A 21,355-nucleotide genomic window follows, 5' to 3' on the forward strand; every position below is an offset into this window, starting at 1 on the left:
GGCTTTTGTTGTCACCTCTAAACCACCACCGATGGCGGTGGTGATTGTTTGTTGGTCGCCCTAGCGCTGATAACGCTTCCGGTACTCCAGCGGTGTCATGTCGTTGGACTTTTTAAACAGTTCCCTGAAATAGCGGACGTCTTCATAACCAACTTCACGGCTGATGTCTTCAATGGTTTGCTTGGTTTTTTCCAGCTTGTCTTTTGCGATGGATAAACGGATCTGCTGAATGTACTGAATCGGTGTCTGCCCCGTGGCCAGTTTAAAGCGACGCTTCATCTGCCGTTCACTCAGGTGAACCCGCTGACTCAGCACGTTGACTGAAAATTCAAGTGTCGGGCTGCTGTGCATCCAGTCTTGCAATTGATGAATCAGCGTATCGTTGTGCTGACGGTAAGGAATAAAGTTCGCCAGCGCTTTCTGCTGAACCTGATCGGTGTCGCCAAAAACAAACTGATGGCAGCTTTCGCGGATCGTCAGGCCGAAAACCTGCTCGACGATCAGCATCATCACATCACTATAGCCACTGATCCCCGAGGTACAGTAGCGCTTCTGGTCACAGGTGACGCGCCGATCCACTTGCAGACGGGTGTTCGGAAACATGTCGCGAAACAGATTGGCAAAGTGCCAGTGCGTGGTGGCGGTCCGGTTTTCCAGCATCTTTGCTTTGGCCAGCACAAATGCCCCGGAACAGATCGACACGATCGGAATGTCGTGTGACTCAAATTGTTTCAGCCAGTCCAGCGTGGCATCTTCCAGCGTTTCTAAGTTGGTGTCCGGAAAGCCGAGGGAGCCGACCAGCAGGATATCGGTTTGTCTGACTTTTTCGATGTCGATCGTGGGAGAGATGATGACGCCGCCCAGTCCCCGGATAGGTTGGTTGTCCTGAGTGACAATGTGAATGACGGGTTCGGGTGCGCCGGCAAGCTGCGCAGCAACAGTCAAAACTTCAATGGGCCCGGAAACTGATGTTGTGGGGGCATCCGCGAATGCCAGGGCGGTGAGTGTGATTGTTTTTCTTTCCACAGGATACCTTGTCAAATGAGAGAAACACCCATGCCCTCCCGCCGTTGTCTTCGGTAAATCCCGGCGGTACAGCACGGAAAAAGCTCGTCAGCGTGTATGTCTTCCCATCATTGTTGAAGTCAATGGTGAGTGGCAGGGGATGACAACACACAATGTTCACGTCACCTCGTTATCGTTTGTATCATATTTTGCATAGATATGTTTGGAAGGTGACTCATAACAACAATGAATTGTTCTACACGAAAATCTGAAAGTTGAACCTGAATTCTCCCGTTTTTTATCAAATTCCCCCACAGCTTCAACATAACGGCCAAATCTGATTGTCAGAACAGTAAAAGCATGCGTGCATATTGAAGCATCGCCTGTGCCTTTCCGGTTAGCTATCGTCTAAGTTACTGATGATCCTGTCAAGAAAGTTGTGAGCAACAAATTGAGAAACTTGTGTGTTTTCAATCAATCGTTTTGTAAAAAAGCCTTTCTTTGATGAAGACGTTTTCTGATCTACGTTACTGAAGTCTATTTTTATCGTTTGTCAGTGGTGACGGAACGGTTTGATATTGCATCTGCCTGTTCAGATTTTCTACTGAATCGAGATCTGCCCCTTCATATATTGGAATTGATATGGCCTCAGTCCACGCCTTATTTCTAACGCTGCGGTTTTATCGCACTCGTGGTCAAATACGAGGTGTTGCCAGATAAAAGCGCATGTCATGAGAACAATGTCAGCTTTTGTTGCTGGGAAAGGTTTGGCTTTGTTCGGTGTGTTTATTTTAGTCAATACGCCCCGAAATTTTCTGACGAGGTATCTCAACGCCCTCTTTGTTAGTCGGTCACGTATTGGTCGTCTCGGTTAGGTAATGTTCAACAGAACTTGAAGGCGTATCGCTTGGCTTGATCGTTGTCGGCTATTATTTCTACGCTCAAGATTTTGCTTGGGTTGAAATTCTCAAGACTATCAATTATGCGATTTAATCTCTATTGGTCGCCAAGCGTAATGAAGCTGCTGTTGCTTGGCGTCCTCAGGGAATTTTATGCGGCCATTAAATTCCTTAATGGGATGTTCTTCTGCTTTTTTAAATCCGTTTATATATTTGAATTTTCTTATATAAGGGAATGCTAAATATTTTTGAGATATGACTCGCATTTCATGATTTTGACAGAAAATTTACAGCCAATGTGTTGATATAGTGCGTTTTTTTGAACGGAAGTCTCAAAACGGTGAGCGGATTAGTCAGGTTTAGGGTGGCGTCGTGGTTGACGGTTGCATTCTTCTGATAAATCTGAATTTAACAGAGATGATGTATTTAAAGTGTTTCATCAAATGTTAGATGAAGAAATAAGGTCAGCTCGTGTGTCTGAAGATATCAATGATGGTGAACTGACTCTGGGAAATTCCCACGAATGCGACTGCTTGGTGAACGAGCAATACAAGGATGGCAAAAACTTTGTAGCCCTACTGTGGGTTATGAACAGAGTCGTGGGCCAAAGTGAACAGGGGCAGCGAACGTTGAGTCTGGAGACAATTGACGAAAAGTCTCTAAGCTTCCCGAACAAATGAATCATCGATTTCACAACGGTCAACGTTGGGTGAGATTGAAAAAATACTCATGCGAAAACTGATAAAACACACTGTTGACAAAGAGGTTAAATAATGAACGACTCAATTAAGATGGCTAAGTTAAATAATCAAATGAAAAATCCAGTTGTCGCTTTGGCGCTTGGCTTTTTTATTCCAGGTGCAGCACAAATGTATGCGGGAAGTGTCCTGTGGGGTGTGATTAACCTAGTTATCATTGTGGTTTGTGCAATTACAGTGATTGCTTCTCCAGTATCGTTTGTACTTTGGCTCGTATCAATGTTTATGGGTTACAAAGGCACCAAGAAATTTAACGATAATCTATTGAGTGCAGCAGAAGCGTCGAATTAATTGATTCGGTGTTTAGATTTGTTTTCGAGAAGGTGCTCTTTCGGGCATCTTTATTTTGGTGTTAAACGTATTTTTTTGGTGTTGAGATGAATTTGTTAAGTCAATTAAAGAAGACGATCGTCTTTTTTGTGGTTGTCATCTTGTCTGGGTGTGGTGGTCATGGGTTTGAAGGTGAATATAAAGCCAAAGTAGAATCCGTATTTGGTAGCGGGTTTGATTCTTTTTTTAATGATGAATCATCAAGTGAGAGTAATTTGATCATCGGTAAGGACTTTATCAAAGTTGATGGGGAAAGGATTGATTTTGATAGCATCAGTGTCAGAGATAATAAATTAGTGCTTGAAACTGAAGATTCGGAAGATTTTATGACGATCGTGAATGAAAAAACTCTAATTCTCGATCAAGGTGTCGTGAGCATCACATACATTAAAATTTGATAGCCTGAATATGAGGTGACTTACATTGATATGTATGTCACCTGGGACACTCATCATTCTATGCAGTGATACGCCTTTCACGGGGCGATACGAATTGATTTTGGTGAAAGCACATTTATCAATAAGTTTGAGCGTTTATCAAGGGTGTCTATCGCTTTATTCCGGCGATCATTACAGAACAATTGATTGATCTTACCCAGTCAGTGGATGTACCGAGAATTCAACTCTCAAGTGCAACACTCTCTTATGCAGCCTGGCGTAATTCTTCAAAAACGACTCTAGGCTGCCTGAACCCAAGACATTTCCTTGGCCTGAGATTTATTCGTGTTTGGGCTTGTTCTATATGCTCATTGCTCACGGAGCGTAAATCGGTGCCTTTCGGGATATATTGCCTGAGCAACCCATTGAAATTTTCATTCAGTCCTCGCTCCCAAGATGAGTAAGGGTGAGCAAAGTAAGTCTTTGTATCCAGCGCTTTTGCGATTGCCTCATGACCTGCAAATTCACCACCATTGTCGAAAGTAATCGTATGAACATGCTCCTTATAAGGCGTGAGCATCTCAATGATGGCGTCTTTAACCACATCTGCTTTTTTGCTGAGGACTCGTTTCACTAAATAGAGCTTATTTTTTCGCTCTGAGAGGGTCACTAAAACACCTGTACCTTGTTTGCCCAGAACCGTGTCGGCCTCCCAGTCACCCAGACGCTCACGCGTGTCAACGACGGCAGGACGCTCATCAATGGAAATAAGATTAACTATCTGTTTCGTAACCGAATTTCTACCTCGGCGATAACGTTTGTGTCCCTGTCGCAAGTGTTTATATAACAGACCGCCTTGTGCCTTATTTTTAGCGATATGCTGATAAATCCACTCGGACTGACAGGTAAATGGATTCGTTTAGCAATGGCACTGATTTGTTCAGGACTCCAGTCCCAACCCAGTCCCATTTCGACAAACCAAACGGTATTCTTTGAGACACGATACTTGGAAGCACGGCTCCGTCGTTGGTCACTTTACCTGTGTGCAACATCAGGCTTGTAGCTGCTCCCGTTCGCGTTTCTCTTCAGCTCTCGGCAGATGGTTGAACGGTGAACATTCACTCGCTCAGCTATCGCTGATTGCGAATAACCTTCTGCAAGCAGCGCTGAAATCTAGTATCTTTGACCTTCGGTCAGTTGTTGGTAGCTCATGGTAATACTGCTTTGATTTTGGCGATGAGAAGCATACCACTATCAGCAGCTGACTTTCTCTCACCATCTCAACCATGAGTGTTGCATTTATTATCTGAATTCAGGAACAAGGTAAAAATTACTTGAAGGCTGTAGAAGAGTTGAGACTTGAACCTTATGATGATCAAACAGGGAATGCAATTACATCGTGGGTTGTTGGTGCAACAATTGGGTATGGGCACTTGATTTTAAATAATCAGTGGGACAATTTTAAAGATGGTATTAATAGCCTACAAGCTGATCGTTTATTTGAACTTGATATCGCGCCATACATAGAAACGGTAAATAGTGCTATTACGGCTAGTATGAATCAGTATCAATTAGATGCAGCAGTGATATTATGCTACAATATTGGCCGAGGAGCATTTAGATCATCTTCCGTAGTCAAACTGATAAACAATCCCAATGCTGTGACTAGTTATTCCAGCCTAGAAAATGCGTGGAAAGCATGGAATAAATCACAAGGTGTCATAAATCAAGGTTTAGTTAATAGACGTAATTCAGAATGGAATATATACAGTCAAGGTATATATGAACGATGGTGATAATCTTATGTGCATAGTAAAGAAATTAGTTGGGATAATAATTTTTTCGGTTTCATACCCTACATTTGCCACTGAATATAATCCATTCGAGACCGATTGTGGGAATATCTCAGTCAATGAATACTTTTCAAATTACCAAGTGTATGATTTGAATATGTATAGAGGTAGCTTGCAAACTGAAGAGGAAGCGAGAGATTGGGCTGGTAAGGGTGCAATAGTTAAACAAGATATGTTCCAAATCAGAAATATAAAAATTTCGAATCCACACTATGAAATTAAGTGTTACAAACCATTTATTGAAGGTGAAGTGCCACTTCCTAGTCAAAGATTGAGCAATTTCTACGGCGTTGGGATAGAGAGAAAAAGGATTGATATTTTATATGTTTATGACCCTAAATTGAAAAGAGAGACCCCAAGTACTCAGTTTGACATTGTTGGAAAAGAGCTATGGTGGCTACCAAATGGATGGCTATACAAACTAAAAACCCGCCAAGATAATACATCACTCTGTGACGATACAGAAATGGCTGAATTCTCATGCCAGCTTACAAATAAAAAATATGTCTCTTTATGCGAATCGCCTGAGATAAAAATGCTGCAATATAAATATGGTACTTCTGGTAAGGTTGAACTGGTATATCCTAATCAGTATGAAGCGCCTATCAAGTGGCAACCATTTGAATCTACAATCGTTTCCTTTGAACGAGGGCAATACAAGTATCGGATAGACTCACAACATAAGGGATATGTGTTGTTTGTGACCAAAGGGAACAAAACGATATATTCTAAGCAGTGTAAGCGCGTCTTTTAGATGTAGTAGCTTATTGTGGACTACTCAAACTTCCAATAACAATGGCCAGTATCATTTTAAGGCTGGCCTCAAACACCGATGAACTTACTGTGGCATGAACCATCCAATTCGATGCTTAATATCTCATCACCAATTTCATCAAATAAAAATAATCCGTCGAGTTGACTACAGATGAAATTACTCAGCGCAGAGTTTGATATGTTAATTTTTTCACTCTAAACAATACCGACTATTTCCCAATGTCTATCCCCGGTTTCTCTGAAGAAATTTTAACTTTTCATGAACCTGATTAGGAAATAGCTCGGTATAAATCTGTCAAAGTGTATTCAGATTCCTGTGATATGTGACCTAGGCTACTTTTTTCAATTGAGTAGCCATGTCTCAAATAGTCGACTGGCTCCTTTTCGGTAAGTATTCACCAGTCAGGGCGACCGCATGAGTTATCATATTGTTAATCGCAACATAGTGATAACTTGTTGTGTTTGTCATAAACCAATTGATCGTTTAATTATTGAATAAAGCCTACCAACAATGATTGATTAAAACAGACCGTTATCAATATAGACGCAACATTTAACAGTCATTATTGAAACAAAAATCAACTCATGCGGTTGCCCTGCTCACCAACCACTTCAAAATCACAACTCATAACTTTTTCTTTGCTCAGCTCCCAAGGCTGTTAGCTGTCCTTGTCACTGGTGACAGACAGCCCATGCATTTGAAAAATGCAGGTGTCTCGTCATCACTGAAAACCATTCTTAAGCGCAGGGTATATCCAACCACAGTTGTAGCGCTGCCGCCCTTCTCCTTTTTCCTGAAACTTTCCTTGTCTGTATGTATAATGCGCCCCTGCTTTGAACGAAGAGAGTTGCTTTGTACCGCAGCCTGCCGGGGGCGGGATGGTCTGCCTTGATTTAAATCAGGGTGTCGCTGTCCTATGCTGAAAGGGGCCTGTGAGGGGTACTGTGAACGGAATTCGGGCAATTTCAATGAAGTTACAGGAAATTCAGAATGACGCAAGAAACTGAAAAAACACAGCAAAATCACGGCACTGCTGGTGATTACCCTTCCTGCCGTTTTTCCGTGGCACCCATGTTGGACTGGACTGACCGCCATTGCCGTTACTTCCATCGTCTGTTGTCGGAGCATGCGCTGCTGTATACCGAGATGGTGACGACCGGGGCGATTATTCACGGTAAGGGTGACTTTCTGGCGTATAACGAGGAAGAGCACCCGCTGGCATTGCAGCTCGGTGGCTCCAATCCGGCGGATCTGGCGCATTGTGCCAAGCTGGCGCAGGAGCGCGGCTATGATGAGGTGAACCTGAATGTGGGTTGCCCGTCGGATCGTGTGCAGAACGGCCGCTTTGGTGCTTGCCTGATGGGCGAGGCGGATCTGGTGGCACAGTGTGTGTCGGCGATGCGTGACGTGGTTGATATTCCGGTGACGGTGAAAACCCGGATCGGGATTGATGAGCAGGATTCGTATCAGTTCCTGGTTGATTTTGTCGGTACGGTGTCGGAAAAAGGCGGTTGTGACAATTTCACCATTCACGCCCGTAAAGCCTGGCTGAGTGGTTTGAGCCCGAAAGAAAACCGGGAGATCCCGCCGCTGGATTATCCGCGTGTTTATCAGCTCAAGCAGGACTTTCCACACCTGACCATGGCGATTAATGGCGGCGTGAAGACGCTGGCCGAGATTGAAAGTCATCTGGCACATCTGGATGGGGTGATGGTCGGACGTGAGGCGTATCAGAATCCGTATATGCTGGCTGAGCTGGATCAGGCATTATTCGGCTGCGAGCGCCCAATCAGGAAGCGCCGTGACGTGGTTGAGGCCATGTATCCGTACATTGAACGTCAGTTGGCGAACGGCTCTTATCTGGGACATATCACCCGCCACATGCTGGGTCTGTTCCAGAATATGCCGGGCGCACGTCAGTGGCGTCGTCATATCAGTGAAAATGCCCACAAACCGGGTGCCGGCATTGAAGTGGTGCAGCAGGCACTGGACAAAATTCCTGCGCATCTGGATGTGTGATCCGCAAGCATACAGGATGGTGAATTTGACCGAAGCGATTGGTGAAATTCGCTCATCCATGCTGAAGACGCCGCTGCCTTGAGTTGCGGCGTTTTTGTATCTGGTTGATAGATAAGGGTTTGGTTCGTTTCGGGAGGTTGGCCCGAAACCTGCTAAGTGATCTGTATTATGATTCGCAGACACAGGATGAACTGTGTTCTGACTGAAAATTTCTGATGAAAATGGAGAGATGAGAATGGTTGAATTTTTATTTTTACTGGTATTTGCCGGTGTGTTGGTGATGACGGGAGTCAGTCTGCTGGGCGTGATGGTTGCCATTGCGGCTGGGTTTGTAGTGATGGCGCTGGCGGGATTGCTGGGCGTGGTCATCAAGCTGTTGCCCTGGATTATTTTGATTGCCATCGGGGTTTGGTTGTACCGTAAATCACGTCACGGTAACCCCTACCGTCGCTGAGATGTGTGGGATATGCATAGACGCAAATAACAGCGTGTTCAAAAAGTGAGCTTGACCCAAATCCCTGATTCTCATTGACGAAATGCGGTTTTCTTAAACAGCATCTGGTATAGTCTGGCGCAGCAAAAGCAAAGCAAAAGATAACGAGCGGAGACTCAAAAATGAAAAAAACGATGCTTTCAGCAGCGGCCGTAGCAGTGGCGCTGGCGACAGCTGTACCAGCCCAGGCTGATATGCTGTTAGGCGGTACTGTGGGCGCGGATGCGTGGTTTAGCAGTGCTGAAATTAACGACGCTGTAGACGGTGGCGATAACACAGTTCCTTCGTTCTACGCCTCGTTTGAACATTTTGTTCCACTGATTCCAAATGCGCGCATTGCTTATGCCAATATCGAAGCAGACGCTGTGGCATTTAAACAAACAGACCTGACGGCTTATTACGAGATTCTGGATAACGATCTGGTTTCTGTTGATGTGGGTGTGTCTCTGATTAAATTCGCTGATGGTGAATATAATGCACAGGGCCACGTTCAGACCTTCAACGATGAGTGGCAGCCTGCCATTTACGGTAACGTTGAGATTGGTTTCCCGATGACCCCGCTGACTGCCTTTGCAGAAGGGAACATGGGCGAATTTGACGGCACCAGCACGCTGGATGCGAAAGCTGGCCTGAAGTTCACCATTCCACTGGTTGCGGCCGATCTGAACCTGCGCGGTGGTTACCGTGTGATGGACTACGATTTTGACGCGATCAACAACCCGCTGGGTGGCAAAGTGAAACTGGACGGTTTCTTTGCCGGTGTCGAAGTCGATTTCTGATCGACGGGACAGATCAATGCCGAAAAAAGCCATGCTTGAAGCATGGCTTTTTTTGTTGCCTGTTTTTCCAGTTATGAGCCATGTTTAAAAAGGGCAATCACGCAGGAATCAGGCCGATGACAATTACCGAGTTACAGCGTTTGTACGCCAACAGTGAAATTGTAGAAGCGGTTATTGAGCCATCACTCCAGGCAAATGGTTGGGTGGTGGAATTTCGTCATCGCCGAGGTGGCTTTGTCACCCTGACCGACGGTGCTGGCAGTGAAAAGTGCTACCGGGACATCGATACCGCCACTGAGCGGGCATTCGAAGTCGGTTTTCACCAGGTTCGTATCGCGGATCATTTCTGATCTCTGTGTTGCCCAATCGCCAGATTGGGCACGTTTTCTCCTTTCCGGTCTTTTCTCTCTTCCAAAAAGTTATAAAACATTCTTATCTATTCTTTCTTGTTATTTCGTCGAATAGCTAATCTACCCATTACGCAATGTAAAGGGATCGTCGTGTCATGTTACTTAAGGAACTCTCGGCTTTAGCCAGCCCTCTCAATGATCAGCAGATCGGTCAGTTGCAACAGGCAGTCGCAGAACTGTCACCTCAGCAGCTGGCCTGGATCAGTGGTTATTTCTGGGGACTCAGTCAAACCCAATCGGTCGGCCAGCAGCCTGCCGGTCAGCCTGTGGCCGCAGTTGCGGCGAAACCGGCTGGCAAACTGACTATTATTTACGCCTCTCAGACCGGGAACGCCAAAGGCGTGGCTCAGGCGCTGAAGGATGAAGCGGTTGCTGCCGGTATTCAGGCGGATGTATTTGCCGCAGGAGACTACAAAGGTAAAAACCTCACCAAAGAAACCCATGTGGTGATTGTTGCTTCCACGCACGGTGAAGGGGAAGCGCCGGATGACGCCATAGAACTGCATGAATTCCTGCAGTCCAAGCGTGCACCGAAGCTGCCAAACCTGAACTATGCCGTGCTGGGACTGGGCGACTCCAGTTATGAATTCTTCTGTCAGACGGCAAAAGATTTCGACAGCTATCTGAGCAAGCTGGGTGCCAAACCATTTGTGGATCGGATCGACTGCGATGTGGATTACGATGCGCCGGCAGCGGAATGGCGAGCGAAAGCACTGGAAACCATCAAAGATGAACTTCAGGGCGGCGGTGATGCGGAAGTGGTGCAATTGCCGGTCGGGCAGAGTGCGCCAGCGGCCGTTTCTCAGTTCAACAAACAGAATCCGTATTCTGCTGAGTTATTGCTCAGCCAGAAGATCACGGGCCGCGATTCAGGTAAAGATGTCCGCCACGTCGAAATCGATCTGGGTGAGTCTGGCCTGACTTACCAGCCGGGTGATGCATTGGGTGTCTGGTATGACAATGACCCGGCACTGGCGGAAGCGCTGGCCGCGAAAGTTGGTCTGACCGGAGAAGAAAGCGTTGAGGTAGAGGGTGCCACCCTGAGCCTGAAAGACGCGCTGGTCAGCAAATATGAGATCACGGCTGCCAATCCGCAACTGGTGACTAAATTTGCTGAGCTGTCTGGCAGCAAGAAGCTGCAAAAGCTGGTGGAAGACAAAGATAAGTTGCGTGAATACGCGGCCAATACTCAGGTGATTGATGTCTTTGCCGAGAAGAAAACCCAGCTCACCACCGAGCAGCTGCAAGGCTTGCTGCGCCGCCTGACGCCGCGTCTGTACTCCATTGCTTCCAGTCAGGAAGAAGTGGGAGAAGAAGTACACCTGACGGTCGGCCTGGTGGAATACCAGCAGGGCGAAGAAAGCCGCTTTGGCGGAGCGTCCGGTTATCTGGCACACCGTCTGGAAGAAGGTGCGAATGTCCGGGTCTTCGTGGAAGGCAATAACAACTTTAAATTGCCGGCCGATGATCAGACACCAGTGATCATGATTGGTCCGGGAACAGGCATCGCACCTTTCCGTGCATTTATTCAGGAACGCGATAACCGTGATGCAGACGGGAAAAACTGGCTGTTCTTTGGCGACCGCACCTTTACGGATGATTTCCTGTATCAGGTGGAGTGGCAGAAATACCTGAAAGATGGGGTTCTCACCCGACTGGACGTGGCTTTCAGCCGTGACCAGCAAGAAAAAGTTTATGTCCAGCACCGCATTCTGGAGAACGCGGCGGAAGTATGGCAATGGCTGCAGGAAGGCGCCCATCTCTATGTTTGTGGTGACGCGAACCGGATGGCCAAAGATGTGCATGAAGCACTCATCACTGTGGCCGAGCAGCAGGGCGGCAAGAGCCGTGAAGATGCAGAGCAATATTTGAATGATTTGCGTAAAGCCAAACGCTACCAGAAGGATGTGTACTAATGACTGATAAACTGTCCGATAACGAACGTCTGAAACGCGAAAGTGACTTCCTGCGCGGGACTATTAAAGAGGATCTTCAGGACCGCATTACCGGTGGCTTTACCGCAGATAACTTCCAGCTGATCCGTTTCCACGGGATGTATCAACAGGACGACCGCGATATTCGTCCTGAGCGTCAGAAGCAGAAACTGGAACCGCTGCATAACGTGATGCTGCGTGCCCGGATGCCGGGCGGGATCATTACGCCAAAGCAATGGCTGGCGATTGATCAGTTCTCGAAGGACAAAACCATGTACGGCAGTATTCGTCTGACGACCCGCCAGACGTTCCAGTTCCATGGCGTACTGAAACCGAACATCAAGCTGATGCACCAGACGCTGAACGATTACGGCATTGACTCGATTGCGACCGCTGGTGACGTGAACCGAAACGTACTGTGTACCTCGAACCCGGTTGAGTCTGAGCTGCACCAGCAAGCGTACGAGTGGGCCAAGAAAATCAGTGAGCATCTGCTGCCGAAAACCCGCGCTTATGCGGAAATCTGGCTGAATGGTGAGAAGCTGGAAGGCCAGAAAGATGAAGAGCCAATTCTGGGCTCGAACTATCTGCCACGTAAGTTCAAGACCACGGTTGTGATCCCGCCGCAGAATGATGTGGATGTTCACGCGAACGACCTGAACTTCGTCGCGATTGCGGAAGACGGTCAGCTGGTCGGCTTTAACGTGCTGGTTGGCGGCGGTCTGGCGATGACCCACGGTGATACCGCGACTTACCCGCGCCGCGCTGACGACTTTGGATTCGTGCCGCTGGAGAAAACTCTGGATGTTGCCGCAGCCGTTGTGACCACACAGCGTGACTGGGGGAACCGTTCAAACCGGAAGAACGCGAAAACCAAGTACACGCTGGATCGTGTGGGTGTTGATGTCTTCAAGGCTGAAGTCGAAAAACGTGCCGGTGTGACATTCGAAGAAAGCCGTCCGTATGAATTTACCGGTCGAGGCGATCGTTTTGGCTGGGTCAACGGTATCGACGGGAAGTACCACCTGACGCTGTTTATTGAAAACGGCCGTCTGCTGGACTATCCGGACAAACCGCTGAAAACCGGTGTGGCAGAGATTGCGAAAATCCATAAAGGCGATTTCCGCATGACGTCTAACCAGAACCTGATTATTGCCGGCGTCGCACCAGAAGATAAAGCAACGATCGAACAGATCGCCCGTGAACACGGCCTGATCGACGATGGTGTCAGTGTTCAGCGTCAGAATTCAATGGCCTGTGTGTCGCTGCCGACCTGTCCGCTGGCGATGGCTGAAGCGGAACGCTTCCTGCCTGAATTCGTGAGTGACTTTGAAGGTCTGCTGGCAAAACATGGCCTGAGCAAAGATGAGCACATCATTCTGCGGGTCACCGGTTGTCCGAACGGCTGTGGCCGCGCGATGCTGGCGGAAATCGGTCTGGTGGGTAAAGCGCCGGGTCGTTATAACCTGCATCTGGGCGGCAATGTAAACGGGACACGGATTCCGAAGATGTACCGTGAAAACATCACCGTTGATGAAATCATGACTGAGTTAGACCAACTGGTTGGTCGCTGGGCGACTGAGCGGGAAGCCGGTGAAGGGTTTGGTGATTTCACCATTCGTGCTGGCATCATTGCCCCGGTTGAGGTCTCTGTGAGGGATTTTTATGCCTAAATATGCGTTGGCGGATCTGCTGAATGCGACGAAAGTTGAGCAGATCCTTCGGCTGGTGGAAATCAACGCCGAGCTGGAGCAGATGACTGCCCAGGAGCGGGTTCGCTGGGCGCTGGAATTTCTCGACGGCAATTTTGCGCTGGCGTCCAGTTTCGGCATTCAGTCAGCAGTGATGCTGCATCTGGTGACGCAGGAATCGCCAAATATCCCGGTGATCCTGACCGATACCGGCTATCTGTTCCCGGAAACCTATCAGTTCATCGATTTTCTGACGGAGCGCCTGTCGCTGAACCTGAAAGTCTATCGTGCTGAACTGAATCCGGCCTGGCAGGAAGCCCGGTATGGTCAGCTATGGACGCAGGGCGTGGAAGGTATCAAGCAATACAATAAGATCAACAAGGTGGAACCGATGCGCCGTGCGCTGGAAGAGCAGCAGGTCAAGACCTGGTTCTCTGGCTTGCGTCGTGAGCAGTCTTCCACCCGGGCAACATTGCCGGTACTGGCGATTCAGAATGGCAAGTTCAAGTTCTTGCCACTGATCGACTGGACCGAGCAGGACATTGATGCTTATCTGCTGAAGCACGATTTGCCTTATCACCCACTGCGAGCGCAGGGATATCGCTCAATGGGGGATGTACATACCACGGTAAAATGGGAACCGGGGATGAAGGAAGAAGATACACGCTTCTTCGGACTGAAGCGGGAGTGTGGTTTGCACGAAAGTGACGTGGAGAGCGATGGCTCCGGCATTTAAGCCAGGGTTCAAAGCGTCATGCTTTACATTGTGGATATGAAAAAACCTGACTGGGAAACTGGTCAGGTTTTTTTGTTTGAGAATCAGAAAATTGACCTGTGGCTGACAGCAGAAATGAGCGAACTCGGTACGCTCGCCCGTGGTCTGCCAGGGCCGCCGTTCGCGAGTTGGCTAGCTGGCTGGGGTCCAGATTTTGGTCAGGGTATCGATCAGACCGGCACTGGCACCCTGGGTGCCTAGAAATTGAGTGATGATCGGCACGAACTGACTGATCATGCCAGCGTCTAAGCCCAGTGCGGTAAAGACAGGGCCAAGTGCATCCATGTTGTTCAGCATGCCACCCAGACCGGCTGGAATTGCATCGATCAGGTTTTCGGAGCCCGGGATCAGTTTGGTCAGTTCAGAGGCCTGATCACCGCTTAACTGACTGGCTGCCATGGACAGCAGTGCACCGGCACCACCCGCTGCCTGTTCAGTGCTGACGCCCAGTTGGTCTGTGAGCATGCTGGCGAGTGGATTGTCGGCCAGTGCTTCCATTTTGTCGTCGCCACCGCCGAACAGGTCAGAAAGACTAAAGGCGTGGGCAGCAGGCATGAGCGCCAGACAGGCGATGACGGGCAATGCAACCAGTCCCATGCGTTGGACAAAAGCTCGGATCATAGTGTTCTCCTTAGAATGAGGATCGTGATTAGGTTTCCGCGGGGGAGCCACAGCTACTCTAAGCGTAGTCGGGAAAAGAAAAAAGAGGGCACTTTGTCAGTTTATTGTCAGGGCATGTGGTTGATATGAGACAAAAAAACGGCGCCGAAGCACCGTTTTTTCAGAGAAGGCGACAGGACTTACAGGATGTCCAGCAGCTCAACTTCGAAGACCAGTGCTGCGAAAGGAGGAATCGCTGCACCTGCACCACGCTCGCCGTAGGCCAGGTTTTGTGGGATGTACAGTTTCCACTTCGAGCCGACAGGCATCATTTGCAGGGCTTCCACCCAACCTGCGATTACGCCGGTAACCGGGAATTCTGCTGGCTGACCGCGAGTGACAGAGCTGTCGAATACAGTGCCGTCAGTCAGCTGACCGTGGTAGTGAACACGAACTTGTTTGTCAGACGTTGGGATTTCGCCGTTGCCTTCAACCAGAACTTCGTACTGAAGACCAGATTCAGTAACTGTTACTTCAGGGCGCAGTGCGTTATCTTTGAGGAAGGCTTCGCCTTCAGCAGCGGCGGCTTTTGCTTGCTCCTGACGAGCTTCTTCCGCACGAGTGTGCAGATCACGCAGTGCGTTGTTGATGTCGTCGACAGGAATTTCTGGCATGTCACCAGTCAGCGAGGTTGCGATGCCTTTGGCGATAGCAGCAACGTTCAGGCCTTCCAGGCCGCTTTGAGCCAGTTGCTGGCCCATTTGCAGACCAATACCGTAGCTCGCTTTAGTTTCAACTGTATCTAGTTTAACGTCAGACATAGTGTCGTCTCTTTTATGTCGAGTGAATTAAGCGGGCAGGATAACAGTTTCAGCCCTCAGGGGTAAACTTTTGTGAACAGGGGTCGCAACAAAGCGTGATCCCGTAGTTTTGGCGCAGAGTGATGGAGAGTAGTTGTTATGGGACAAGCGAAACGCCGTAACCGGAATAAAACAGCACTGGCACTGCCAAAGGTGCCGTGGGCAGAATGGAAAAAACGACTCGGCGATCTGAACTGGCGTGCGGCATGTCTGGCGAAGTGGCAGACAGTCAGACAGCATGTCGTACCCTACTGGCAGCAGTTGCCCGGGTTTCACCGTAAAGCGCTGATGGTGCTGGTCCCGGTTGTTTTTATCCTGTTCCTGCTGCCTGACTCAGAACCTGAACTGAATATTCCCGGCAGTCAGCCGGTCCGCCAGGAATTGGATTTGAATTTGGGGGAAGCCCCCCGTTTACCGGTCGGACAGCGCCCGGAACCGCCATCACCGGCTCGTTCGGCGCAGCGTCAGTCATCTGTTGCCCAGCCTCAGACTCCGGAAACTTCGTCATCATCAACAGCGTGGCAGAGTTATGAAGTGAAGCAGGGTGAGACTCTGGCGACGATTTTCCGAGCCCAATCCCTGCCGTTAACGGATCTGTACGCGATTGCGGCAATCGAAGGAAAAGATAAGCCGCTGAGCCAAATCAAATCGGGTCAGTTGATGCGTTACAAGCAGCGGGACAATGGCGACCTGGATGTGTTGCAGATCGAAAGCCGCAGTGGCGATCCGGTGATGTTCTTCCGTCGCTCCGATGGGAGCTTTGCCCGCGGCAAATAATCTGCACCCAAGTATCCGGACGATACTTGGGTCAACAACGCTCAGGCGGCGGGCTGGTTTTTGGTCAGCCGCATATCAATGTGAGGAATGCCATCTTCCAGGTATTCTTCAGAAAACGCGGTAAAACCGAATCGGCCATAATAGTTTTGCAGGTGCGATTGGGCACCAATTTCAATCGTCTCTCCCGGCCATAGCTGCTCCGCGTATGCCAGTCCCTGACGGAGCAGTTCGCTGCCCAGCCCCCGGCCTCGTGCCGCTTCTGAAGTGATCACCCGGCCGATGCTGACACCGTCATACGTGAGCCCGGCCGGTAACAGCCTCAGGTAGGCCATCAGGGTGTCGTTCTCATAAGCCACCACATGGTAGACGCCCGGTACTTTGTCGTGGCCATCGATTTCCGGGTAAGGGCAGTTCTGCTCAACCACGAAAACATCGACCCGGAGTTTCAGGATGTCATAAAGTTGATCGGTCGTCAGTTGGTCAAACCCCAGACATTGCCATTGCATCGTGCGTTCTCCTCATCAATATCTTTGTTAACAGGCAGCATATGAGGTGACGGCAAACGATGCAATCCCCGGATGATTACGATGACGTTTTGCTCAGATGGCGCTTCAGACTGTTGAGCTGGCTCAGAGTGAGACCCAGAAAGGAAGCCAGTTGCGGTTCGGAAATTGCGCCAGCCAATTCTCCCAGACTGTCGGTGAACAACGCATAGCGCCGAGCCGGGCTGTACAGTCGCATAAATTGTTCTTTTTGTTCCCGGAACAGCAGTTGTCTTTCTGTGAGCGCCATATAGAGTTCAGGGCTGTGTTCACGCCAGCGGAGGATCAAATCGATCGGCAGTGTCAGGATCTGGCAGGCTGACAGGGTTTCCAGCAGATAAGGAGAGCCTTCTTCTGTCAGCAGGCTTTCAAAGCCGATGAGTAGCTCCTGTTCCCAGTAGAAATCCCGGGTGATTGCTTCTCCATCCGCCGTGAGGTAACAGGCATGGCATAAGCCGTCGAGCAGGAAATAAGCCTGCGTTGCCGGTTCTCCCTGATTGATCAGAATATGCCGGGTCGGTAACTCCAGCGGTTCCGCCAGGTTTAAAGCCTGTTCAATGGTGGCCGGATCGGCACCGTGCAGTTCAAGAAATTGCGCGAGTGGAGAGGTCATAGTGGTGTGTCGTTGGTGATTGTTTCATGAAAGCTTATCAAAAAATACCGCGACAGGTGTCGCGGTATCAATGAAAGGAGGTGGTCAGGCTCAGCCTTGCAGATTAATTCGGTACACCGCAAAGCCTTCGGCGTTGGTTGAAACCTGCTTCATCGGATACTGGCCTTTGACTTTGATAAAGTCAGTTGCCTTGGTGCTTGGCGAAGTTTCAAAGCGAATATCCAGCGATGTTGCACTTTTCAGTGGTGTAAAACGCCAGTTATTGTCGGCACTTGGCACAACTTGTCCTTTGTCTTTACTGACCCGGCTGATGTAATTGGCCAGCACGGTGCGGTTTTCATCCGGGGCAGAGAAGGCGACATACTGCTCACCGGTTCCGGCAAATTTAGCGCTGTAGGCCCGGTAATTGTTGGTGGCAATCATGAATGGCTGGGCCGGATCGAGCGCTTTGCCCTGATAGGTCAGTTGCTTGATGCGTTCCGCTTTCGGATTTACCAGTTTGCAATCACCGTCATAACGGGCGGGTTGTGACACATCAATCTGATACTGCACGCCGTCAATCACATCAAAGTTATAGGTGCGAAAGTCTTCCCAGTTGATCAAAGATTGTGGGGCACTGGATGTCAGGTCAATCTGATTGAACTGACCGGCAGCACACTCCAGCCATTCTTTCACTTCTTTTCCGGTCACTTTCAGTGCGACCAGGGTATTCGGGTAGAGGTAGAGGTCGGCTGCGTTGCGGAAAGTCAGCTGGCCGGCTTCGACTTCGGTGTAGTTGCCCGGATCATTTGCCCGGCCTCCGGCTTTGAACGGCGCGGCTGCCGACAGCACCGGAATCCCGTCCAGATTCGGGTCGCCCTGAATGAAGCGTTCCACATAATCTTTCTGAGCCATGTTGACGATCTGCACTGTTGGGTCGTCCTGAACCAGTGCCAGATAGCTGTACATCACATCACTGGCTTTGCCGATGGGCTGATTCACGAATTGACGTGTCCCTTTGTGGTCATTGGCCACGGCAGCCAGCAACTTGCTGTCGGCTGTCACCAGTGCTTTACCATTTTCGAAGATTGGGCGAGCTTCGGTCTGACCTTGTGTCACCGTCCATTTCCCGTTTTGTTGCATCAGCACCAGATCAATCACACCCAGATGATCGCCCCAACGTCCCGGCATCACAGACGGTACGCCGTTGATGGTTCCGGTCGCGAGATCGGTCTTCGGCAGGCTGGCGAAAGTATTGCTCGGGAATACAGCATGGGAGTGACCAAAGGCAATGGCATCAATGCCAGCCACCTCGGTGAGGTAGTACACTGAGTTTTCTGCCATCGCATGGTATGGATCGGCGGAGACACCTGAGTGGGGAATTGCCACGATCACATCTGCGCCTTCAGCTTTCATTTTCGGGACAAAGTATTCCGCGGTTTGTTTGATATCTTTTGCTTCGACTTTGCCTTCCAGATTCTTTTTATCCCAGATCAGGATCTGAGGTGGAACAAAGCCGATGTAGCCAATCTTGATGTCATGCACATCCCCGTTTGTATCTTTCAGGCGGTAGGATTTGATCAGGTATGGCTGAAAAAGGTTCTTGCCCGTTTTAAGGTCATACACATTGGCATTGATATAAGGGAAGTTCGCCCCTTGCAGGGCTGTTTTCAGGAAATCTAAGCCGTAATTGAACTCGTGGTTTCCGATGTTCCCGACTTCGTAATCCAGTTGGTTCATCGCTTTATAAACCGGGTGAACATCGCCGGCTTTCAGTCCTTTGTCGGCCATGTAGTCGCCCATTGGACTGCCTTGGATCAGGTCACCGTTATCAACCAGGACACTGTTGGTCACTTCTTTTCTGGCTTGTTCGACCAGCGTAGCGGTGCGGACCAGACCTGTTTTTTCTGTGGCTTTGTCTTTGTAGTAGTCGTAGTCCATGACATTGGCGTGAATGTCAGTCGTTTCGAGAATACGCAGCTGAATGGTGTCTGCCAGTGCAGGACCAGCCGTGGCCAGCAGTGCACCCAGTACGGCGATGGAAAGTGGTTTGACGCTTAAAGACATGATTTTCACCGTGATTATGAACAATAGGAACGCGCTAAAGGTAGCAAAAATACGGTTTCTGAATTGCAAGTGCTTGTCAGTTATGTGACACGAGTTTCGTTTGATGCGTATGTAAGCGGTTGGGGCGATGGGAAGTCAGGCGAGGTGTTTCTGCGTCCTTGCGTTAGAACAGAATGGCATAAGATAAGCAATTGCGGAGTGTGTCGAGCTGAAAAATGAGTTGTTTTATAAGGTGTTAGCCCGGATATCCGGCCTGAGTCAGACAGATGCATCCTGAAAGGCGCGAAAGTCGTTCAGGCTAAACTTTTGGGAATAAAAAATGAAATTTTAGAATTTCAGGTAATATCCTGCCCCGTCTATAGTGCTGTTAATTACAGCGAGTATGAGCAGCGACTATGGACTATTTACCAATTTTTGCCGATTTAAAGCGTCGTCCATGCCTGGTAGTAGGCGGTGGAGAAGTAGCCTGGCGTAAAACCCGAATGCTGCTGAAAGCCGGTGCCGACGTCCGTGTGATTGCTCCTGAGCTGAATGCTGATTTTCAACAGGCGATCAAAAACGGTCAGGTGACGCTTCTGGCTGATCAATTTACGCCTGAGCATCTCGATGGCATCTTCCTGGCGATTGCTGCCACGGATCGCAAAGCCATCAATGCACTGGTGTACCAGTCTGCCAATCAACGCCAGGTACTGGTCAATGTGGTGGATGATACCCAACGCTGCAGCTTTATTGTGCCTTCGATTGTCGATCGCTCCCCGATTATTGTCGCGATTTCTTCTTCTGGCAAAGCGCCGGTGCTGGCTCGTCTGGTTCGCGAGAAGCTGGAAGCTCTGTTACCCCAGCATCTCGGAAAAATGGCCACACTGGCGGGAAATTTCCGGGATCGTCTGAAAAATACCGTGAAAAGTCTGACGGCACGCCGTCTGTTCTGGGAGCAGGCCTTTGATGGCCGTTTTGCAGAGCTGGTTGCGGCGGGTCGAGAGCAGGAAGCCGAACAGGAGCTGATCCGTCAGTCCCAACAAGTTGCCATACAGGGACAGGTTGCCTTGATTGGTGCGGGTCCTGGCGATGCCGGTTTACTGACGCTCCGCGCCCTGCAACTGATGCAACAGGCAGATGTGGTGCTGTACGACTACTTAGTCTCCGATGAAATCATGGATCTGGTCCGCCGGGATGCCGAGCTGGTCTGCGTCGGCAAACGTGCCGGTTTCCACAGTGTGCCTCAGGAAGAAACCAACCGCCTGCTGGTGGAATATGCCAGCCAGGGTAAACGCGTGGTACGACTGAAAGGGGGAGATCCTTTCATGTTTGGCCGGGGTGGTGAAGAACTGGAAGTACTCTTTGATGCCGGGATTCCGTTTCAGGTCGTTCCGGGAATTACGGCGGCTGCAGGCGCGACTGCCTATGCCGGGATTCCGCTGACACACCGTGATTACGCTCAGAGTGCCATGTTTATCACCGGTCATACCAAGCCGGACAGCGATACGCTCGACTGGTCCACACTGGCGCGTGGCAAGCAGACGCTGGTGATCTATATGGGCCTGATGAAGTCGAGCCACATCCAGCAACAGTTAATTGAACATGGCCGTGCCGCAGAAACACCGATTGCTATTATTGAGAGAGGCACGCAGGCATCGCAAAAAATTTACAAAGGTCAGTTGAGTGAATTGGCTCAACTGGCAGAGCACGCGGAATCACCATCACTCATTGTGGTGGGTGAAGTGGTGAACCTCGCGCAGAAATTACATTGGTTCGGAAAGCAGGAACAACAAGGGCAACCACACCCCGCTGTCGTGAGCCTGGCTTAACATGGAGAGAA

19 protein-coding genes and 1 pseudogene are annotated in these 21,355 nt (G+C 49.4%); 13 read left to right on the top strand and 7 right to left on the bottom strand.

The annotated features are described in order from the left end of the window. Nucleotides 1-60: 60 nt before the first annotated feature. Nucleotides 61-1,026: a GlxA family transcriptional regulator gene (locus EA58_RS16960; protein ID WP_036755540.1), complete on the bottom strand. Its 966-nt coding sequence runs from the start codon at nucleotides 1,024-1,026 to the stop codon at nucleotides 61-63. A gap of 1,651 nt (nucleotides 1,027-2,677) precedes the next feature. Between EA58_RS16960 and EA58_RS16980 the strand changes: the two genes are divergently transcribed. Both EA58_RS16980 and EA58_RS16985 read left to right on the top strand, forming a co-directional pair. After that, nucleotides 2,678-2,953 (top strand): hypothetical protein, encoded by a 276-nt coding sequence (locus tag EA58_RS16980; RefSeq protein ID WP_036755552.1) that lies wholly within the window; start codon nucleotides 2,678-2,680, stop codon nucleotides 2,951-2,953. A gap of 86 nt (nucleotides 2,954-3,039) precedes the next feature. Continuing rightward, nucleotides 3,040-3,390, top strand: coding sequence for a hypothetical protein (locus EA58_RS16985; RefSeq protein ID WP_036755555.1), 351 nt, complete (start codon nucleotides 3,040-3,042; stop codon nucleotides 3,388-3,390). 244 nt (nucleotides 3,391-3,634) lie between these two features. On the opposite strand, the pseudogene EA58_RS16990 reads toward EA58_RS16985, so the two are convergent. After that, a pseudogene (locus EA58_RS16990) lies at nucleotides 3,635-4,542 on the bottom strand (IS30 family transposase). Nucleotides 4,543-4,703: 161 nt separating this feature from the next. Here EA58_RS16990 and EA58_RS16995 point away from each other — a divergent pair. From EA58_RS16995 to EA58_RS17035, 9 genes are all read left to right on the top strand, one after another. Then, the gene (locus tag EA58_RS16995; protein WP_051642170.1) at nucleotides 4,704-5,165 is read left to right on the top strand and encodes a lysozyme; all 462 of its coding nucleotides are present in this window, start codon (nucleotides 4,704-4,706) and stop codon (nucleotides 5,163-5,165) included. Further along, a complete protein-coding gene (locus EA58_RS17000; protein ID WP_036755560.1) occupies nucleotides 5,152-5,976 on the top strand; it encodes a hypothetical protein in 825 nt (274 codons plus the stop codon). The genes EA58_RS16995 and EA58_RS17000 overlap by 14 nt, the downstream gene beginning before the upstream one ends. 1,011 nt (nucleotides 5,977-6,987) lie before the next feature. Beyond that, entirely contained in the window at nucleotides 6,988-8,016 is a 1,029-nt protein-coding gene (gene dusA, locus EA58_RS17005) for a tRNA dihydrouridine(20/20a) synthase DusA (protein WP_036755564.1), read from the top strand. A 235-nt stretch (nucleotides 8,017-8,251) separates the two neighbouring features. Next, nucleotides 8,252-8,470 carry an envelope stress response protein PspG gene (gene pspG / locus EA58_RS17010; protein WP_036755568.1) on the top strand — a complete coding sequence of 73 codons (219 nt, stop codon included), beginning with the start codon at nucleotides 8,252-8,254 and terminating at the stop codon, nucleotides 8,468-8,470. Between the two features lie 161 nt (nucleotides 8,471-8,631). After that, the gene (locus EA58_RS17015; RefSeq protein ID WP_036755571.1) at nucleotides 8,632-9,288 is read left to right on the top strand and encodes a TIGR04219 family outer membrane beta-barrel protein; all 657 of its coding nucleotides are present in this window, start codon (nucleotides 8,632-8,634) and stop codon (nucleotides 9,286-9,288) included. 116 nt (nucleotides 9,289-9,404) lie between these two features. After that, on the top strand, nucleotides 9,405-9,638 hold the full coding sequence (locus EA58_RS17020; protein WP_036755575.1) for a hypothetical protein: 234 nt from the start codon (nucleotides 9,405-9,407) through the stop codon (nucleotides 9,636-9,638). A 155-nt stretch (nucleotides 9,639-9,793) separates the two neighbouring features. Further along, nucleotides 9,794-11,614 carry an assimilatory sulfite reductase (NADPH) flavoprotein subunit gene (locus EA58_RS17025; protein WP_036755578.1) on the top strand — a complete coding sequence of 607 codons (1,821 nt, stop codon included), beginning with the start codon at nucleotides 9,794-9,796 and terminating at the stop codon, nucleotides 11,612-11,614. Next, nucleotides 11,614-13,305 carry an assimilatory sulfite reductase (NADPH) hemoprotein subunit gene (cysI, locus tag EA58_RS17030; protein ID WP_036755581.1) on the top strand — a complete coding sequence of 564 codons (1,692 nt, stop codon included), beginning with the start codon at nucleotides 11,614-11,616 and terminating at the stop codon, nucleotides 13,303-13,305. Before EA58_RS17025 ends, cysI begins: the two co-directional genes overlap by 1 nt. Further along, nucleotides 13,298-14,059, top strand: coding sequence for a phosphoadenylyl-sulfate reductase (locus EA58_RS17035; RefSeq protein ID WP_036755584.1), 762 nt, complete (start codon nucleotides 13,298-13,300; stop codon nucleotides 14,057-14,059). Before cysI ends, EA58_RS17035 begins: the two co-directional genes overlap by 8 nt. Nucleotides 14,060-14,230: 171 nt before the next feature. Here EA58_RS17035 and EA58_RS17040 read toward each other — a convergent pair whose 3' ends face one another. Together EA58_RS17040 and EA58_RS17045 are read right to left on the bottom strand one after the other, a co-directional pair. Beyond that, nucleotides 14,231-14,719 (bottom strand): DUF2780 domain-containing protein, encoded by a 489-nt coding sequence (locus tag EA58_RS17040; protein WP_327078558.1) that lies wholly within the window; start codon nucleotides 14,717-14,719, stop codon nucleotides 14,231-14,233. A gap of 179 nt (nucleotides 14,720-14,898) precedes the next feature. Next, nucleotides 14,899-15,519, bottom strand: a complete 621-nt coding sequence (locus tag EA58_RS17045) for an FKBP-type peptidyl-prolyl cis-trans isomerase (protein WP_036755587.1) — start codon at nucleotides 15,517-15,519, stop codon at nucleotides 14,899-14,901. 138 nt (nucleotides 15,520-15,657) lie between these two features. Between EA58_RS17045 and EA58_RS17050 the strand changes: the two genes are divergently transcribed. Further along, nucleotides 15,658-16,335 carry a LysM-like peptidoglycan-binding domain-containing protein gene (locus EA58_RS17050; protein WP_036755590.1) on the top strand — a complete coding sequence of 226 codons (678 nt, stop codon included), beginning with the start codon at nucleotides 15,658-15,660 and terminating at the stop codon, nucleotides 16,333-16,335. Between the two features lie 41 nt (nucleotides 16,336-16,376). On the opposite strand, the gene EA58_RS17055 is transcribed toward EA58_RS17050, so the two are convergent. The 3 genes from EA58_RS17055 to EA58_RS17065 form a co-directional block, all read right to left on the bottom strand. Further along, on the bottom strand, nucleotides 16,377-16,841 hold the full coding sequence (locus EA58_RS17055) for a GNAT family N-acetyltransferase (protein WP_036755593.1): 465 nt from the start codon (nucleotides 16,839-16,841) through the stop codon (nucleotides 16,377-16,379). Nucleotides 16,842-16,917: 76 nt separating this feature from the next. Beyond that, a complete protein-coding gene (locus tag EA58_RS17060) occupies nucleotides 16,918-17,490 on the bottom strand; it encodes a Crp/Fnr family transcriptional regulator (RefSeq protein WP_036755596.1) in 573 nt (190 codons plus the stop codon). 90 nt (nucleotides 17,491-17,580) lie between these two features. Beyond that, complete coding sequence (locus EA58_RS17065) at nucleotides 17,581-19,536, bottom strand: bifunctional 2',3'-cyclic-nucleotide 2'-phosphodiesterase/3'-nucleotidase (protein ID WP_036755599.1); 1,956 nt, start codon at nucleotides 19,534-19,536, stop codon at nucleotides 17,581-17,583. A gap of 395 nt (nucleotides 19,537-19,931) precedes the next feature. Here EA58_RS17065 and cysG point away from each other — a divergent pair, with 395 nt between their 5' ends. Beyond that, on the top strand, nucleotides 19,932-21,344 hold the full coding sequence (gene cysG, locus EA58_RS17070) for a siroheme synthase CysG (protein ID WP_036755602.1): 1,413 nt from the start codon (nucleotides 19,932-19,934) through the stop codon (nucleotides 21,342-21,344). Nucleotides 21,345-21,355: the final 11 nt, after the last annotated feature.

It is taken from the genome of Photobacterium galatheae (assembly GCF_000695255.1).
In the GTDB taxonomy this organism is placed as follows: Bacteria; Pseudomonadota; Gammaproteobacteria; order Enterobacterales; family Vibrionaceae; genus Photobacterium; species Photobacterium galatheae.

Bases quoted from the DNA above. Each gene is read 5' to 3' on its own strand.
- EA58_RS17050 (WP_036755590.1), top strand. From the start codon at position 15,658: ATGGGACAAGCGAAACGCCGTAACCGGAATAAAACAGCACTGGCACTG.
- EA58_RS17040 (WP_327078558.1), bottom strand. From the start codon at position 14,719: ATGATCCGAGCTTTTGTCCAACGCATGGGACTGGTTGCATTGCCCGTC.
- dusA (WP_036755564.1), top strand. From the start codon at position 6,988: ATGACGCAAGAAACTGAAAAAACACAGCAAAATCACGGCACTGCTGGT.
- pspG (WP_036755568.1), top strand. From the start codon at position 8,252: ATGGTTGAATTTTTATTTTTACTGGTATTTGCCGGTGTGTTGGTGATG.
- EA58_RS16980 (WP_036755552.1), top strand. From the start codon at position 2,678: ATGAACGACTCAATTAAGATGGCTAAGTTAAATAATCAAATGAAAAAT.
- EA58_RS17020 (WP_036755575.1), top strand. From the start codon at position 9,405: ATGACAATTACCGAGTTACAGCGTTTGTACGCCAACAGTGAAATTGTA.
- EA58_RS17000 (WP_036755560.1), top strand. From the start codon at position 5,152: ATGAACGATGGTGATAATCTTATGTGCATAGTAAAGAAATTAGTTGGG.
- cysI (WP_036755581.1), top strand. From the start codon at position 11,614: ATGACTGATAAACTGTCCGATAACGAACGTCTGAAACGCGAAAGTGAC.
- EA58_RS17060 (WP_036755596.1), bottom strand. From the start codon at position 17,490: ATGACCTCTCCACTCGCGCAATTTCTTGAACTGCACGGTGCCGATCCG.
- cysG (WP_036755602.1), top strand. From the start codon at position 19,932: ATGGACTATTTACCAATTTTTGCCGATTTAAAGCGTCGTCCATGCCTG.
- EA58_RS17045 (WP_036755587.1), bottom strand. From the start codon at position 15,519: ATGTCTGACGTTAAACTAGATACAGTTGAAACTAAAGCGAGCTACGGT.
- EA58_RS16985 (WP_036755555.1), top strand. From the start codon at position 3,040: ATGAATTTGTTAAGTCAATTAAAGAAGACGATCGTCTTTTTTGTGGTT.
- EA58_RS17065 (WP_036755599.1), bottom strand. From the start codon at position 19,536: ATGTCTTTAAGCGTCAAACCACTTTCCATCGCCGTACTGGGTGCACTG.
- EA58_RS17025 (WP_036755578.1), top strand. From the start codon at position 9,794: ATGTTACTTAAGGAACTCTCGGCTTTAGCCAGCCCTCTCAATGATCAG.
- EA58_RS17015 (WP_036755571.1), top strand. From the start codon at position 8,632: ATGAAAAAAACGATGCTTTCAGCAGCGGCCGTAGCAGTGGCGCTGGCG.
- EA58_RS17035 (WP_036755584.1), top strand. From the start codon at position 13,298: ATGCCTAAATATGCGTTGGCGGATCTGCTGAATGCGACGAAAGTTGAG.
- EA58_RS17055 (WP_036755593.1), bottom strand. From the start codon at position 16,841: ATGCAATGGCAATGTCTGGGGTTTGACCAACTGACGACCGATCAACTT.